This is a genomic window from Ensifer sp. ENS11, assembly GCF_014851895.1.
Lineage (GTDB): Bacteria > Pseudomonadota > Alphaproteobacteria > Rhizobiales > Rhizobiaceae > Ensifer > Ensifer canadensis.
The window spans coordinates 156,308-171,987 of the sequence record NZ_JACVAN010000010.1; the positions used below are offsets into that span (position 1 = coordinate 156,308).

Below are 15,680 nucleotides of genomic sequence, written 5' to 3' on the forward strand. Positions count from 1 at the left end.
CTAGCGTTTCCAGGGCGCAATAAGCGTTGCGAGCATGTCTTCTTCCTGCGCCGTCAGGTCGTCGAGCGGCGGCCGCACGCGGCCCGCATCAAAACCCTGCAGCCGGACGCCGGCCTTGATCGCGGCGACGGCATAGCCCTTGCGGCGGTTGCGGATGGCCATGAAGGGGTAGAAGAAATCACGCAGGATCTCTTCGCAGCGTGCCCGATTGCCAGCGCGCAACGCCTTGTAGAACTCGACGGCGAGCCCCGGCACGAAATTGAAGACGGCGGACGAGTAGGTGGTGAAACCCGCTCCGAGATAGGCTTCGGCGAAGAGTTCGGCCGTTGGCATGCCGCCGAGATAGGTGAGCCGGTCGCCCATCGTCGCGGTGATCTGGCGGATGAGGCCGATATCGCCCGTCCCATCCTTGAAGCCGATGAGGTTGGGGCATTCGTCGCACAGACGCTTCAGCGTATCGACTGTCAGCACCGAGTTGTCGCGGTTATAGACCATGACGCCGATGCCGACGGACTGGCAGATCTCTCTCACATGAACGAAGAGCCCCTCCTGCGGTGCGTCGATCAAGTAATGCGGCAGAAGCAGGATGCCATCAGCGCCGGATTTTTCGACGGCGCGCGCCAGCTCGACGCCGATCTCGGTGCCGAAGCCGCATCCCGAAACAATGGCGGTTTTGCCGGCAGCTTCTTTAGCGGCGGCGACGATGCCCGGTATTTCCTTAGGCGAAAGCGAAAAGAACTCGCCGGTCCCGCCGGCGGCAAACAGCACTGGGGCATCGAAGCCGGACAGCCATTCGACATGGCGACGGTAGCTCTCGGGATGGAACTTTCGCTCGGCATCAAAATGCGTCACGGGAAACGACAACAGACCGGCGCCGAGCGCGGCCTTGATCTCTTGCGGCGTCATACTCGATTTCCTCTGCCTGCCTCCTCCGGCAAAGTTGTCGTACATGTATGATGAGATTGTGTCAATGAGTTATCGTACAGGTGAGCGCTGTTCGCGAAGCAGTGTCCGGTAGCGGGCCTGGCTGCCGCGCAGATGGCGTCGCATCGCCTCGCGCGCGCCCTCTTCGTCGCCGTTGGATATGGCGACAACGATGTCGTTGTGTTCGTTGTCGAGCATGGCGATATAGGCTGATTGGTCCTGTTCGCTGTCGTCGTTGCGCAGTGCACCGCGCGGGATGACGTTTCTGCCGATCATCGCCAGGAACTCGCGGAAGCGCGGATTGTTGGTGGCCTCGGCTATGGCGAGATGCAGGGCGAAGTCGGCTTCGACGCTGGAGATGCCGGCGTTGAGGCAGGCGCGTACCGCATCGTGTCTTTCGATGATCACCTCTTCCTGAGCGGGCGACCGGCGAAGCGCTGCAAGCCCTGCGGCTTCTACCTCCACGGCGGTTCGCAACTCCAGCAGTTCGATCATGGAGGATACGCGCGCCGGGTCGATATGATGCAGGGAAAGCGGTATGGGTCCGGCGGCGGGTGGGGGATCGAGAACGAAGACACCCGCGCCCTGACGCGCCTCGACCAGCCGGTCTGCCCGAAGCGCGGCGATCGCCTCGCGCACGACCGTGCGGCTGACGCCATGAGCCTCGGAGAGCTGCGCCTCGCTCGGCAACTTGCTGCCCGGCGGAAACTGACCCGCAGTGATCGCCCGCCGCAACGTGTCGCCGAGCCTCGACGTCAACGTGCCTGTTCCGGTGCCCGGCTCCAGCTTCGTTTGAACGCTCATCTCGTCTCCTTCTCGTGGTCGTTTGTCCGCCTGTAGGTACGTTTTGTCCAGCCTGTGTGCCACATCAATCGGCTTGTGGCATCACATGTCCGATTTATTGACGTGACAACATCAACCTGTATGATGAGTTGAGTTTAAATGCAATGCATGGATACCGGCTGCAGGGCGCCGGTTACGGAGGACGGGACTTGAAGCGACTGTTGATCACGGGTGCGGCGGGGGCACTGGGTCGCGCCATGCGGGCGCGCGTGGCTCATCTGGCCGAGATCGTGCGTCTCTCGGATATTGCCGATCTAGGCACGGCGGCACCGCATGAGGAGATCATGCCCTGCGATCTCGGCGACGCGGCCGCCGTGCATCGGCTGGTCGAGGGCTGCGACGCCATTCTTCATCTCGGTGGCATCTCGGTCGAGGACAAGTTCTCCAAGATCCTCAATGCAAACCTGCTGGGTCTCTACAATCTCTACGAGGCCGCACGGGCGCACGGTCAGCCGCGCATTCTTTTTGCCAGCTCCAACCACACAGTCGGCTTCTACCGGCAGGACGAGCACGTGGAGGCGGATGCGCCGATGCGCCCTGATGGCCTCTATGGCGTGTCGAAATGTTTCGGCGAGGCGTTGGCCCGGATGTATTTTGAGAAATTCGGCCAGGAGACGGCGCTTGTTCGGATCGGCAGCTGCATGGAAAAGCCGACCAACCACCGCATGCTGTCGACCTGGATGTCCTATGACGATTTTGCCGCGCTGATCGCTTGCGTGTTCCGCGCGCCGATGCTCGGATGCCCCATCCTCTGGGGCATCTCGGACAATGACAGCCGCTGGTGGGACAATTCGCACGCCGCCTATCTCGGCTGGCGACCTCGCGACAATGCCGAGCACTTCCGCGCCGAACTCGAACTCTCTCCCGGCCGGCCGGAGACCTCGTCGCCGCTTGCCGTCTATCAGGGCGGGATGTTCACGCAGGACCCGATTTTTACCGAAGACTAGCAGGTTGGGGATGGTAGCCTGACCTTTGCCATCGGCGACAGTGCGCCGTTGGATGCTGCGGCCGGCCGGCGTCCTAGAGCAATTCCACGAAAAGTGTGAAACGGTTTTCCGTCCGGAATTGCGCTATTTCAACGAGCTAGATCATTTCACTGTTTCGATGAAACAGTGAAGTGATCTAGCGCTCTGTGGAGAGGGGACGCACCTGCTTTACGTAGGTTCGCCCGACGCGGATTTCGCTTCCGTCCGACAGAAGCGCGATCAAGGCGGCGAAGGGCGCCTGCCGCAAGCCGACGATGCAATGGCGCCGAACGATCGAGCTTCGGTGGAGCCGGAGAAACTCAGCCGGGTCCAGCCGGCCTGCGAGTGAAGCCAGGCTCTCGTGGTGCAGGTAGGATTTGTTCTCGGTGTGGATGCGGACGTAGTCGCGCTCCGCCTGGAACCGCACCACGCGATCGAGCGCGATGCGAATGAACTCGCCTCTTGCCTTCACCCAGATATCGGCGACCTGCGCCTCCTGCTTGCGAAGCGCCTGCCGGAGCGCCCGCACGGTTTCGTTGAGTTCCAGCACGCGTTCGGCGCTTGTTCGTGCCGCAATCGCCATGCGGGCCCGATCAATCGCAGTTCGTAGACGATTGGGCTCGATCGGTTTGGTGACATAGTCGACCGCGGCGGCCTCGAAGGCGCGAAGGGCATAGTGATCGAAGGCGGTCACGAAAACGACGGCAGGTGCGTTGTTGCCCAACCGTTCCAAAATGTCGAAGCCGGTGCCGCCGGGCATCTGGATGTCGAGCAGGATCACGTCCGGCAAAAGTTCGGCGACGAGAACGCAGGCCTGCTGCACATTGCCGGCCGTCCCGACGATCTTGATCCCGGGCATGGCCCCGAGCAGGCGTATAAGCCGGCGACGCGCCAGGGGCTCGTCATCGATGACGAGGATCGACAGGGGCTCTATCTGGATTTCGTTCATGCGAGCCTCAGGGGCATTGTGATTGCTGCTCTGAAACGCTTGGGCGTTACAAGGCCGGATACACAGGCGCCGACGCCTGGAAAGCGCGCCTGCACCCGATCGGCGACATTCTTGAGACCGATCCCGGTGCCGGAAGACTGGCGTCGCCCGCCCCCGGTCTCCGGCGCGATATCGTTTTCGACGGCGATCTCGAGCGCATGGCCGACCTTGGCCGCGCTGATGACGATCTCAACCTGATCAGGAGAGCGGCCGACGCCGTGTTTCACGGCGTTCTCGATCAAGGGCTGCAGGATCAGACTTGGCACCAGAGCCTCTTCCAGGCCATTGGCGATGTCCATCCGCAGCTTCATCCGGTCGGAGTAACGCTCGCCTTCGATATGCAGATATCCGGTTTGCAGGGCGAGTTCATCCGCAAGCCGCACGTCGTGCAGCGGGTCGAGCTCCAACGTCGTGCGCAGAAAGTTCGAAAGCGACATCACCATGCGGGTCGCTGCAATGGTCTGCCCTTCCTCGATCAGGCCGGTGATGGAGTTCAGCGTATTGAACAGAAAGTGCGGATTGACCTGGTATCGGAGCGCACGCATTTGCGCGGCCAGTGCTTCCTCCCGCGAGATCGCCAGGCGCCGTTCGCGCTCACGCAGCTCGAAGCTGTAGAGCAGCGCGACGAAGAAGAACGACCACCCCACGAACGTCGCCATGCTGTAGACGAGCGTGTAACCGGTATTCGTCCAGTCGACCGTGATCGGGTCGGGACGCACGAATAAAACATAGAGCAGGAAGTCGATGCCGGTATTGGCAAAGGCGGCAATGAGAGAGGTGGAGAATCCAACGACGATCTTGGTGGCTATATGCCGGTGCCTGACCCGAAACATCGCCGCCGCGATACCGTAGGAAAGAACCATGCCACAGGACATCAGCAGCAATTTGCCGGGGGCAGACACGATCGGATCGGTTCCGAGTATGCCCCACAGGATACTGCTGATGAGAAATTCCACGAACCAATAGAGAAAACCGAGCCAGAGCGTCGTGCGCCGAACGCTGCCGATATAGGCGCTTTCGTCCGGCGATTTTGTTTCGTCCTTGGGTTTCATGCCATTTTTATCGTTCAACCGGCCGCCAATGTCGATTGCCGTTCGTCGGCGAAATCAAGCCGTTTGCAGAAAGTCCCGACCTTTCGGGCGCTGCTATTTGCCGCTTGCGGAATGCAAACCCCGTTGCTTTTGCCGGCCTGCCGCTCCGCGGAGGCCTTAGCGTCATGCCAGCCTCAAGGGCATGGTGATCGCCGCCCGAAAGCGGTGCGGTGCGACAAGACCGGAAATGAAGGCCCCCATCTCCGGAAATCGGGCCCTGATGCGGTCGGCGACATTCTTGAGGCCTGTACCCGTTCCCGGAGGCTTTTTGGTCGCGCATTGCGGTTCGATCGTCAGGTCGTTTTCGACGGAAAGCTCGAGGGTTTCACCGTGACGTGCCGCGCTGATCAGGATTTCGACCGCGCCGGCCGAACTGCCGACGCCGTGTTTCACCGCATTCTCGATCAGCGGCTGGAGAATGAGGCTCGGCACGAGCGCCTGCTCCAGGCCGGGTGCGATGTCGAGCTTCAGTCGCATGCGGTCCGAGAAGCGCTCGCCCTCGATGTTGAGATAGCCGATCTGCAGCGCCAGCTCGTCGGCGAGACAGACGTCCTGCATTGGGTCGAGTTCGAGCGTCGTGCGCAGGAAGGAGGAGAGCGAAAGCACCATGCGGCCCGCCGCCGTCGAAGCACCTTCCTCGATCAGCCCGGCGATCGAATTCAAGGTGTTGAACAGGAAGTGCGGGTTGACCTGGTAGCGCAGCGCCCGCATCTGCGCCGTTAACGCTTCTTCTCGCGTCAAGGCCAGGCGCCGTTCGCGTTCGCGCAACTCAAAATTGGAGAGAAGCGCAATGTAGAAGAAGGCCCATCCGTGGAACAGCGCCACGCAATAGATGACGGTATAGGCGACGTTGGTCCAGTTGACGTCGGCCGGATCGCCATGCGCGATAAGAAAGTGGCAAGCGAGGTCGACGCCGGCGTTGATCACTGCCGCGACGAGCGACAAGGCGGAGCCGACCAGGAGCTTGAAGAGAATGGAACGCTCCCTGCACCTGAAGAGCGTGGCTGCCATCGCATAGGACATCAGCGTGCCGTTCAACACCAGGATCAAGGTGATCGGCGCAACTTCTATTGGGTCATATCCGAGGACTGCCCATAGTACGCTGGTGATGACGCCCTGCATGAATTGATAGAGGAAGCCGTAGGAAAGGGTCGCACGGCGAACACCTGCGGTATACTGAGTCTCTTCCGGCGAAGCCGTGTCATCTCCTCGTGCCATGTGGGTTTATCCCTCAAGCCGAGATGGTTGTCGATTGCCGTTCGTCGGCGAAATCGAGCCGTTCGCAGAAAGCCCCAACCTTTGGGCGCTGCAATTTGCCGTTTGCAGAAAGCAGAATTCTCCCCTTTCCCCGGCTTGCTATAGCGCCCGATGACCCGCCGCCCCCTGGCTCGTATTCGCCTGGGGGTTGTGCGCTGACGAACGCAAATGAAAAGGGGCAGACATTGAATACCTGTGTGAAGGCGGACGTTTTGAGGATCAACCTTCTGAGCTCGACTGCGCTTGGACGCGCCGGTCTTGTCTCGATCATGCTGGCGGCCGTGCCGTTCGTCCCGTCGCCGGCGAAAGCGGCCGGATTGCTCGTTCCAAACGACACGACCTGGACCACCGACCAGACGATCAACGGCAATCTCGTGATCCGCGGCGGTCCCAGTGGCGCTACTCTGACGATCAAGGACGGCGCCTCCGTCGAAAGCAAGGGCGGCTACATCGCTGACGGCAAGGGCTCGGTCGGAACGGTCGTCGTTTCCGGTCCCGGCTCGACCTGGGATATCGTCGATCCAGATCCGCGCGGCTACCGCGTGCTTTTCGTCGGGGGTTTCGAGGGCGGCATCTACGGCGGCAAGGGCACGCTGATCGTCGAGAATGGCGGCAAAGTCTCGGCGAAGGAGACCTACATCGGTGCCTTGCAGGAAGGCGACGGAACGCTCGTGGTTCGCGGTGCCGGATCCATGCTCAGCACCGATTTTCTGGGCGTCGCCTTCGGCGCACTGACGCTCAACACTGGCGCGGTCAGGATCGAGGACGGTGGCGTCATCAACTCCAACAAGGCCATTTTCGAGAACGGCACGGTTCTGGTGAGCGGCGAGAATTCGCGCTGGATCAACGCCGGCGACTTTACGATCGGCGACAGCTTCACGATCGAGAAGGGCGCCGTGGTCTCGACCAACACCGCGACCCTCCGGGAGGATGAGAGCGTCGACACCATTCAAGTGTCTGTCGACGGCGCTGGCAGCGAGTTCAAGGTCAATGACAAGCTGACGATTGGCGAGGCCGGAGACGTCAACCTTTCGGTCGCCAACGGCGCAAAGCTGTCAGCGGGCGGTGGTATCGTCCTTTCTGGCGTCGGTGGTGCGATCCGGGAAGGCATGGGCAGTCTTTCGATCGGCGGCAAGGTCGATATGGATCGTGTCGGCGGCCCGATCGCTCGGCAGGCGCAGGCGGCCGGCACGGTCGATCCCTCCTCGAAGATCGATTTCGGCCCAAGGAAGGGGCACGTCAATTTCAACCACACGAACACCGGCTATGAATTTGCCAACACGATCGGTGGCCAAGGGTCGATCAACAATTTCTCGGGCGAAACGGTCGTGAGCGGCGACCTGACGAAGTTCCACGGCAAGGTGAACGTCTCCGGCGGTAAGCTGGTTCTCAAGAGCAACCTCGACACAATCGATAACGACGCGGACACGGGCCCCTTGGACTACAGCACGACCCGGTTCGACGTGAAGGATGGAACCCTGATCGTCGATGGCGAAGCGGGAAGAGTGCAGACAACTTTTCTTGACGGAAAGACCTACACCAATTCCGTCGTCGTCTGGGGGGAAACGCTGAACCGCATTGGCAATCCGGCCTCGACGGCTTTCGGCCGCCTTGGCGGATCCGGCACTATTGGGACCACCGCGGTCGACAAGAGAGCGGTCATTGCACCGGGAAACAATTCGACCGGCACGCTGACGATCATGGGGCAACTGGAAATGAGCGACGGCTCGATCTACGAGGCCGACATCGCCGGCGACGGTCGCGCCGACAGGATCGCCGTCAAGGGCCTGCAGAACGGCGTGCGGGGCGATGGCGTCGCGACGATCGGCAATGGCGTCAATGTCGAGGTGACCGCGCTCGATGCCAATACCAGCTACCAGAACGGCCACACCTATACCATTCTGACCGCGGAAAACGGTGTCGACGGTCAGTTTGCCCAGGCGATTTCGAAGTCCGCCTTTCTCGATGTCACGCTGGAGCAGAAGGACAAGCAGGTCGATCTCAAGATCGCGATCAAGGATACGGGTACACCTAATCCTGGTAATCCCAATCCTGGCAACCCGAACCCCGGTAATCCAAATCCCGGCAACCCGAACCCGGGCAATCCCAATCCCGGCAACCCGAACCCTGGCAATCCCAACCCTGGAAACCCGAACCCGGGCACGCCGGGCACGTCGGCCAAGTTCGAACGCGTGGCCATCAGCGGCAATCAGAGGAACACGGCGCTCGCCCTCAACACGCTTGCGCAGAGCGGGCCATCGCTTGCGCTCTACAACATTCTCCTGAGGCTCGACGCCGCCAATGCGCGTGGTGCCTTCGACCGCCTGTCCGGCGAGGTTCATGCTTCGGCACAGACAGCGCTGATCAATGACAGCAGCTTGCTGCGCAACGCGGCGAACGACCGCATTCGCGACGCTTTCGGCGACGTTGCTGCTGCGAATGTCCCGGTTCTGGCCTACGGGCCGGAGGACAAGATCACGACCGGTGCAGTCGTCGCGATCGACGCGGTCGCCGTCCCGCCGCCGCCAATGGTCGGCTGGGGACAGGTTTTCGGCTCCTGGACCAACACCGATGGCAACGGCAATACCGGCCAACTCGATCAGTCGACGGGTGGCTTCATCACCGGCTTCGATGCGGCGGTCTCGGACAATGCGTTGGTTGGCATCATGGCCGGCTACAGCCGGACGAATTTCGACGTCGACAGCCGTGCTTCGAGCGGCGACAGCGACAACTACCATCTCGGCGTCTACGGTGGCGGCCGTTGGGGCGATGTCGCGTTGCGGTCCGGCCTTGCCTATACCTGGCATTCGATCGAGACGGAGAGAGCGGTCGTCTTCCCAGGTTTCCGGGACGCGTTGAAGGCCGACTATGATGCCGGCACATTCCAGGCGTTCGGCGAAGTCGGATACCGTATCGACCTGCCGAGCGTAGCGCTCGAGCCCTTCGCGAACCTCGCCTATGTCAGCCTTCACACCGACGGTTTCACTGAGAGTGGTGCTGCGGCGGCTCTGTCGAGCAGGAGCAACACGACCGATACGACCTTCACGACGCTCGGTCTTCGTGCGTCGGCCCCTCTCAGTCTGGGGGCCACCAATGCCAAGGTGCGCGGCATGCTTGGTTGGCAGCACGCCTTTGGCGATACAACGCCTTTCTCGACGATGGCTTTCGGCACGGGCAGTGCCTTCTCGGTTGCCGGTACGCCGATCGCCGAGGATGCGGCGATCATCGAGGCCGGCATTGATTTCGCGCTGACCGACACTGCGAGCCTCGGCATCACCTACACCGGCCAGTTCGGCTCAGGCACGACGCAGAATGCCGTCGATGCCAAGCTTGATGTGCGCTTCTGATGCGGCTTTTACGCTGGATCACCGCAACGTTGATGGCGACGATCGTCGCCACCAACCCGCTCTATGCGCAGGAGGCGCCGAAGGACGCGACGGCCCCCTCTTCGCTCGCCGAGACCTACGACGACTGGAGCGTCGCCTGCGCGGTGACAGACGGCAATCGCAGGTGTGTTCTTTCGCAGCGCCAGGTTCACCAGAGCGGACAGCGCGTGCTGACGCTGGAACTTGAACCGGTCGACGGCGCTGGCCTCCAGGGACAGCTCGCGCTGCCTTTCGGTCTCTACCTGGACAAGGGCGTCTCTCTTGGGGTCGATGATGCCACGGGTAGCAAACCCTCGCGGTTTCGAACCTGCATGCCGGTCGGATGCATCGTCGCGCTGACGTTCAATGAGGAGACGATCAAGCTGCTGCGTGGCGGCAAGGTGCTGAAGCTCGTCGCCTTTGCCAGCGACACCGAGAAGGAGGTCAGTTTCTCGATCTCGCTCAAGGGGTTTGCAACCGCGCTCGACCGCACCATTGCCTTGATGCAGAAGGCTTGAGGCGAGGCGTGTTGCCGGCGGCTGCTTGCGCCTCAGTTGCCGGTACGACGATAGCGACGGCTCAGGCGCAGTTAGCCATCGGACCTCTCTCGGTCCTCCCCGGGGAAGGCGCTCTCTCGTTCGGTTGGGCCGCCAGCCCCGATGCGAACTGGGGAGCGCTGTCCTTGCCGGCGATCCAGACCGCGTTTCGCCCTGCCGCCTTTGCCGCATAGAGCGCTCGATCGGCGGAAGACAGAAGCTCGCTTGCCTCCTGTTGCCTTGCGACAAAGGCAACACCGACGCTGACGGTCGCCGAAAGCGTCGTGTTTCCGGCCCTGACCCGCGCCTGCTCGAAGGCACTGCGGATGTCCTCGGCGATGGCTGCGGCCTGCGATCGGTCGACCCCGGGGAAGCAGGCCGCAAACTCTTCGCCGCCCATGCGCGAGAGGAAGCCCTTGCCGCCAACGGCTTGCGAGATGACCGCCGCGCACTCGATGAGCACCTTGTCGCCGACAGCGTGTCCATGGCGATCGTTGATCGCCTTGAAGTGGTCGATGTCCATGTACATCAACGCTCCATCATCGGGTCTTGTCGCCAGATAGGCGTCGACGCTCGCCATGAAAGCGCGCCGGTTCTGCACACCGGTGAGGGCGTCGGTTTCCGACGCCAGCTTGTATCTGTACTGCGTTCTTTCTTTGATCAGCGCGAAGAACGAGAACCCGCCCGCAAGACTGTGGATGAAGAGTTCGAAGGTCAGCAGCTGATACCATATCGGCTGTTCGGCGCCCGACGCCGTGTTGCCGAAAAGCGGCCAGACGAAGATCAGCGGGATGCGCACGAGATAGAACAGGCCATGCGTGGCGAAGAGAAATGCGACGATGTAAGAGCTTGGAAGCCTGCGGAAATTGTCGGAGCGGAAAATCTCGACCGCGATCATCGCCGAATAGACGAAGATCAGCGCGGAAAACAGCACGATCCTGCTGGTGACATTGTTCTGGACATAATCGGAAAAACCGGTGACCAGCAACCACAACACCGGCCCGGCCAATGCGGACGCGATCTTCAGCGGTTGATTGTCGAAGGCGCGCAGGCCGAGCCAGATGAGCGCCAAGCCCAGAACCGTCAGGGCGTTGCCCAGCGTCACCGGGACGAAGGAATGACCCGGACCTCGGAAGGCAAGCAGGGTAAATCCAAGTGCGGCGACCAGAAATGCGCAGGACCACAGCCTCAGTTCCAGGCTGTTGCGCTCCTGGCGTGACGCGAGCGCGAAGAAGACTGCAAAGACCACCAACGTCGCGAAGGAGCTGATCATGATCGTCGGGGTATGTAGCGCTTCCACCGTCAACTCCTGGATTCTGCGGGACGTTATGCGCCAGAATCTTAAAGGTTTCGCAAATGACGGGGGCGGCGATTAGCAGGGGTCGGGGACGCCGAACTCGGTATTTCCTGCGCGCTATGACGGCCTGGTTTGTCGCATCGTCAGGTCCGACATCAGCCGCTGTTGGCCGGCCCGGATCACGTCTTCCATTGCATGTCGGGCGCCTTTGGCATCACCGCGGCGGATTTCCTCGACGATGCGGATATGGGTCACGGCGACGCGGTCGATTTCGCTGCGGTCGGCGGAAGGATTGGTGAGTTTGAAGACGCCGATCAGTGCCGCCTCGATCAGGCTGCCCACCGTGCGCATGAACGGGTTGAGGGACGCTTCGAGGAGATGCAGGTGGAATTCGAGGTCGGCATGCGCCAGCGTTTCGGCGCTGTGGTCTTCATTGCCCATGGCAACGGCGAGCCGCATCATCTGGGCGATGTCGGCGTCGGTGGCGCGCTCAGCCGCAAGCGCTGCCGCAAAGGGTTCGAGCGCCAGCCTGATTTCGCTCAGGTGATTCAAAAACTCCTCGTCGACGCCAACGCTGAAATGCCAGGAAAGCACGTCGCTGTCGAACAGGTTCCAATGCGCCCGCGGCATGACCCGCGTCCCGATGCGCGCGCGCGGGAACACCAGACCTTTGGCCGCGAGCGTCTTCATTGCCTCGCGCAGCACGGTGCGCGACACCTTGAAGCGTGCCGCCAGCTCGACGTCACCAGGCAGAATATCGCCGGCTAAGAACTCTCCGCCGACCACCGCGCGCCCGAGCTCGTCCACGACATGGCCGTGGCTTGAGCGTTTCACAGGTTGCTTTGCGAAGGTTCCTGGCAGCATGAGGTGCACCCATGCCCTTCCTAGACGTGCCGCTGTTCGTTGCGGGACACGTATACGATGCCCTTCTGCATGAGGATGAAGACGAACAGCAACAGGCCGATCAGGATCTTCGTCCACCAGCTGGAAAGCGAGCCGTCGAAGGTGATGTAGGTCTGGATCAAGCCCTGGATGAGGATACCGATGAAGGTCCCGGCAACAAAGCCGGAGCCGCCGGTCAAAAGCGTGCCGCCGATCACCACCGCAGTGATCGCATCGAGTTCGACGCCGACGGCCGCAAGCGAGTAGCCGGCCGAGGTGTAAAGCGAGAACACGATGCCGGAAAGGCCCGCGAGCAAACCTGACAATGCGTAGATCATGATGGTGGTGCGTCCGACCGGTACGCCCATCAGCTTGGCGGTGGCGGTGCCGCCGCCGAGGGCATAGACGTCGGTGCCGAAGCGGGTGCGGTGGGCAATGAGGATGCCGATGCCAAAGACGAGCAGCATCAGCCCACCGATGAGCGTGATCCTGCCGCCGCCGGGAAGCTTGTAATAAAAACCCTTCAACGTGCCGTAGAACGGATGCTTGATGGCGATGGAATCGATCGACAGCACGAAGGCCATGCCGCGGGCCAGAAACATGCCGGCGAGCGTGACGATGAAGGCCGGCATCTCCAGATAGTGGATGATGGCGCCCATTACCGCTCCGAAGAACGTCGTGATCAACAGCACCATGGCGAAGACGGCGAGCGGATGGGCGCCGCTATTCTCCAGCACGACGGCCAGGAACACACCGGTGAAGGCGATCACCGAGCCGATCGAAAGGTCGATGCCGCCGGACAGGATCACGAAGGTCATGCCGACGGCGGCGATGCCGAGGAAGGCGTTGTCGGTCAGCAGGTTGCCGATGACCCGCGTCGACAGGATGTTGGGATACTGCGCCACGCAAAGCGCATAGCTCAAGACGAAGATGACGATGGTTGCGGTCAGCGGCAGGTATTTGGGTTTCATCGCGCTTGCCGCTCCGTCGGTTTTCTGCTGGCGCGCAGAAGCGCGACAAAGGTGAAGGCGTTTCGAACCGGTGGCGACTGCAGCACGAGAATGAAGACGATGATCGCCGCCTTGATGATCAGGTTGAATTCCGGCGGAAAGCCGGAAAGCAGGATGCCGGTGTTGATCGACTGGATGATGATGGCGCCGAGCACGGAGGCGGCGATGCTGAAGCGGCCGCCGAGAAGCGAGGTGCCGCCGATGACGACCGCAAGAATGGCGTCGAGTTCGAGCCAGAGCCCGGCATTGTTGGCGTCGGCGCCCTTGATGTCGGCGGCGGCGATAATGCCGGCAATCGCGGCACAAAGGCCTGATAGCATATAGGCAGCGATCAGCAGCACCGGCGTCAGCACACCGGATAGCGTGCTTGCCTGGCGGTTGACGCCGATCGCCTCGATCAGCATGCCAAGCGCCGTCTTTCGCACGATCAGCGCTACCAGGATGCCGAAGATCAGCCAGATGATCACGGGCAGGGGCAGCCAAGCGAATGAGCCGCTGCCAAGAAAAATCAGCCCCTCATCGTTGAAGGTGAGGATCGCGCCTTCGGTGACGAGCTGAGCGATGCCGCGCCCGGCGACCATCAGAACCAGCGTTGCGATGATGGGCTGGATATCGAGAATGGCGACGAGGATACCGTTCCAGAGACCGCAGAGAATGCCGGTGCCAAGGGTGATCAGAAGCGTCATCGCCAGCGAGTGGCCCGACGTGATCGACGAGGCGGCGACTGCCCCGCAGATCGCCATCACGGCGCCGACAGAAAGATCGATGCCCTTGGTGGCGATAACGACGGTCATGCCGATCGCGAGCAGAACCACAGGGGCGCCGCGGTTGAGGATGTCGATGAGACTGCCATAGAGGCGGCCGTTCTGGATTTCGAGGCGGAAGAAGCCCGGGAACACGAAGGATACCATCAGGAGAATGACCGCCAGCGCTATCAGCTGCGGTAGGAGCCTGATCGCATAGCCCCTAAGTATTGCTGTCATGCCGCTCCCCGTTCATTCGCCGATGCGATGGCCTCGATGATCTGGTCCGCCGTGATCCGATCGCCTTCGAGCGAGGCGACGTGCTGGCGGTCGCGCAGCACCACGATGCGCGTGCTGTAGGCAACGAGTTCCTCGATCTCCGACGATATGACCATCAGCGACATGCCTTTCTCGCGCAGACCCTCGATGAGCCGGACGATCTCGGCATGCGCGCCAACGTCGATGCCGCGCGTCGGCTCGTCGAGGATCAGGAATTCGGGTTCCGTTGCTAGCCAACGGGCAAGAATGGCTTTCTGCTGGTTGCCGCCGGAAAGCAGTCGGATCGGCTTTTCGCGATCGGCCGTGCGGATGTCGAGCGCCCTGATATAGTGGTCCGCCAGGCGGTTCTGCTCGGTACGGGAGATCGGACGGGTCCAGCCGCGTCGCGCCTGAAGGGCGAGCACGATGTTTTCGCGCACCGAGAGATCTCCGACGATGCCCGCGGTCTTGCGGTCCTCGGGGCAGAAGCCGAACCGTCGCGCGATCGCCTGGCGCGGCGACGATAGCTGGACGGTCTTGCCGTCGACTTCAGCCGTGCCGCTGTCGGCGCGATGGGCACCAAAGAGGATCTCGGCCGTCTCCGTGCGGCCGGAGCCGAGAAGCCCGGCAATGCCGACAACTTCGCCCGCCCTCAAATCGAGGTCGAAGGGGGAGACGTGGCCCTTGCGGCCAAAATTGCGGAAGCGATAGCGCACCGATCCGGTGAGATCCGCTCCTTCGCGCGCAGAGCGGATTTCCGCTGCAAGCTCGCGGCCGATCATCATCGAAATCAGGTCGCGCCGCTCGAGTGACGCCGTGTCTCGGGTGCCAACCAGCTGGCCGTTGCGAAGCACAGTGATGCGGTCGGAGATTTCGTACACCTGTTCGAGGAAATGGGTGATGAAGACAATGCCGAGGCCACGCGCCTTCAGTCGCCGGATGATGCGAAACAGCATCTCGACTTCGTGGGCGTCGAGACTTGCCGTCGGCTCGTCGAGGATCAGCACCTTGCCGGAGAGATCGACGGCGCGGGCGATCGCGACGACCTGCTGTATGGCGACGGAATAGCTGTCGAGCGCGCGGGTGACGTCGAGGTCGAGCTCGTAGTTTTCAAGCAGTGCGCGCGCCTGACGGTTCATGGCGCGGACATCGACGAAACCCAACCGGCGCGGCTGTCGGCCGAGGAAAAGGTTTTCCGCTACCGTCAGGTTCGGCAGCAGGTTGACCTCCTGATAGACGGTGCCGATGCCGAGCTTCTGCGCATTGAACGTATCGCGCGGATCGATCTCGACGCCGTCGAGCAGGATCATGCCCCCGTCGCGCCGGTACGCGCCGGTGAGGCATTTGACCAGCGTCGACTTGCCGGCGCCGTTCTCGCCGAGAAGCGCATGGACCTCGCCTCTGCGCAAATGAAAGTCAACCTTGTCCAGGGCTCTCGCACCGGGAAAGACCTTGTCGATCCGGGTCGCCGAAAGCAGGTTGTCGCCGATGGTCTGCATGATCCCTCCCTGACTGGAACGC

The 15,680-nt window shown here is 61.9% G+C and carries 13 protein-coding genes; 3 read left to right on the forward strand and 10 right to left on the reverse strand.

The features are described from left to right. Positions 1–906 (reverse strand): 5-dehydro-4-deoxyglucarate dehydratase, encoded by a 906-nt coding sequence (gene kdgD / locus IB264_RS20125; protein ID WP_057224481.1) that lies wholly within the window; start codon positions 904–906, stop codon positions 1–3. Between the two features lie 69 nt (positions 907–975). After that, entirely contained in the window at positions 976–1,728 is a 753-nt protein-coding gene (locus tag IB264_RS20130) for a FadR/GntR family transcriptional regulator (protein ID WP_057224479.1), read from the reverse strand. A gap of 143 nt (positions 1,729–1,871) precedes the next feature. Here IB264_RS20130 and IB264_RS20135 point away from each other — a divergent pair, with 143 nt between their 5' ends. After that, on the forward strand, positions 1,872–2,714 hold the full coding sequence (locus IB264_RS20135) for an NAD(P)-dependent oxidoreductase (RefSeq protein WP_082571806.1): 843 nt from the start codon (positions 1,872–1,874) through the stop codon (positions 2,712–2,714). Between the two features lie 175 nt (positions 2,715–2,889). Here IB264_RS20135 and IB264_RS20140 read toward each other — a convergent pair whose 3' ends face one another. The 3 genes from IB264_RS20140 to IB264_RS20150 form a co-directional block, all read right to left on the reverse strand. After that, entirely contained in the window at positions 2,890–3,681 is a 792-nt protein-coding gene (locus tag IB264_RS20140) for a LytTR family DNA-binding domain-containing protein (protein WP_051509268.1), read from the reverse strand. After that, entirely contained in the window at positions 3,678–4,772 is a 1,095-nt protein-coding gene (locus IB264_RS20145) for a sensor histidine kinase (RefSeq protein ID WP_057206062.1), read from the reverse strand. Before IB264_RS20145 ends, IB264_RS20140 begins: the two co-directional genes overlap by 4 nt. A 162-nt stretch (positions 4,773–4,934) precedes the next feature. After that, complete coding sequence (locus IB264_RS20150; protein ID WP_025429926.1) at positions 4,935–6,029, reverse strand: sensor histidine kinase; 1,095 nt, start codon at positions 6,027–6,029, stop codon at positions 4,935–4,937. A gap of 224 nt (positions 6,030–6,253) precedes the next feature. Between IB264_RS20150 and IB264_RS20155 the strand changes: the two genes are divergently transcribed. Both IB264_RS20155 and IB264_RS20160 read left to right on the forward strand, forming a co-directional pair. Further along, complete coding sequence (locus IB264_RS20155) at positions 6,254–9,415, forward strand: autotransporter domain-containing protein (RefSeq protein ID WP_192434011.1); 3,162 nt, start codon at positions 6,254–6,256, stop codon at positions 9,413–9,415. Further along, positions 9,415–9,951, forward strand: a complete 537-nt coding sequence (locus tag IB264_RS20160) for an invasion associated locus B family protein (protein ID WP_057206068.1) — start codon at positions 9,415–9,417, stop codon at positions 9,949–9,951. Before IB264_RS20155 ends, IB264_RS20160 begins: the two co-directional genes overlap by 1 nt. A 61-nt stretch (positions 9,952–10,012) precedes the next feature. On the opposite strand, the gene IB264_RS35175 is transcribed toward IB264_RS20160, so the two are convergent. The 5 genes from IB264_RS35175 to ytfR all read right to left on the reverse strand — a co-directional run bounded on the left by IB264_RS35175 (position 10,013) and on the right by ytfR (position 15,658). After that, on the reverse strand, positions 10,013–11,269 hold the full coding sequence (locus IB264_RS35175; protein ID WP_156612966.1) for a GGDEF domain-containing protein: 1,257 nt from the start codon (positions 11,267–11,269) through the stop codon (positions 10,013–10,015). 114 nt (positions 11,270–11,383) lie between these two features. Beyond that, on the reverse strand, positions 11,384–12,127 hold the full coding sequence (locus IB264_RS20170; RefSeq protein ID WP_082555537.1) for a FadR/GntR family transcriptional regulator: 744 nt from the start codon (positions 12,125–12,127) through the stop codon (positions 11,384–11,386). Between the two features lie 23 nt (positions 12,128–12,150). Further along, positions 12,151–13,119, reverse strand: coding sequence for a galactofuranose ABC transporter, permease protein YjfF (gene yjfF, locus IB264_RS20175; protein WP_057224471.1), 969 nt, complete (start codon positions 13,117–13,119; stop codon positions 12,151–12,153). Further along, complete coding sequence (locus IB264_RS20180; protein ID WP_025429932.1) at positions 13,116–14,141, reverse strand: ABC transporter permease; 1,026 nt, start codon at positions 14,139–14,141, stop codon at positions 13,116–13,118. Before IB264_RS20180 ends, yjfF begins: the two co-directional genes overlap by 4 nt. Next, complete coding sequence (gene ytfR / locus IB264_RS20185) at positions 14,138–15,658, reverse strand: galactofuranose ABC transporter, ATP-binding protein YtfR (protein ID WP_057224469.1); 1,521 nt, start codon at positions 15,656–15,658, stop codon at positions 14,138–14,140. Before ytfR ends, IB264_RS20180 begins: the two co-directional genes overlap by 4 nt. Between the last annotated feature and the right edge of the window lie 22 nt (positions 15,659–15,680).

Coding starts and splice junctions, on each gene's coding strand:
- ytfR (WP_057224469.1), bottom strand. CDS start 15,658: ATGCAGACCATCGGCGACAACCTGCTTTCGGCGACCCGGATCGACAAG.
- IB264_RS20140 (WP_051509268.1), bottom strand. CDS start 3,681: ATGAACGAAATCCAGATAGAGCCCCTGTCGATCCTCGTCATCGATGAC.
- IB264_RS20135 (WP_082571806.1), top strand. CDS start 1,872: ATGCATGGATACCGGCTGCAGGGCGCCGGTTACGGAGGACGGGACTTG.
- IB264_RS20150 (WP_025429926.1), bottom strand. CDS start 6,029: ATGGCACGAGGAGATGACACGGCTTCGCCGGAAGAGACTCAGTATACC.
- IB264_RS20145 (WP_057206062.1), bottom strand. CDS start 4,772: ATGAAACCCAAGGACGAAACAAAATCGCCGGACGAAAGCGCCTATATC.
- IB264_RS20130 (WP_057224479.1), bottom strand. CDS start 1,728: ATGAGCGTTCAAACGAAGCTGGAGCCGGGCACCGGAACAGGCACGTTG.
- yjfF (WP_057224471.1), bottom strand. CDS start 13,119: ATGAAACCCAAATACCTGCCGCTGACCGCAACCATCGTCATCTTCGTC.
- kdgD (WP_057224481.1), bottom strand. CDS start 906: ATGACGCCGCAAGAGATCAAGGCCGCGCTCGGCGCCGGTCTGTTGTCG.
- IB264_RS20180 (WP_025429932.1), bottom strand. CDS start 14,141: ATGACAGCAATACTTAGGGGCTATGCGATCAGGCTCCTACCGCAGCTG.
- IB264_RS20160 (WP_057206068.1), top strand. CDS start 9,415: ATGCGGCTTTTACGCTGGATCACCGCAACGTTGATGGCGACGATCGTC.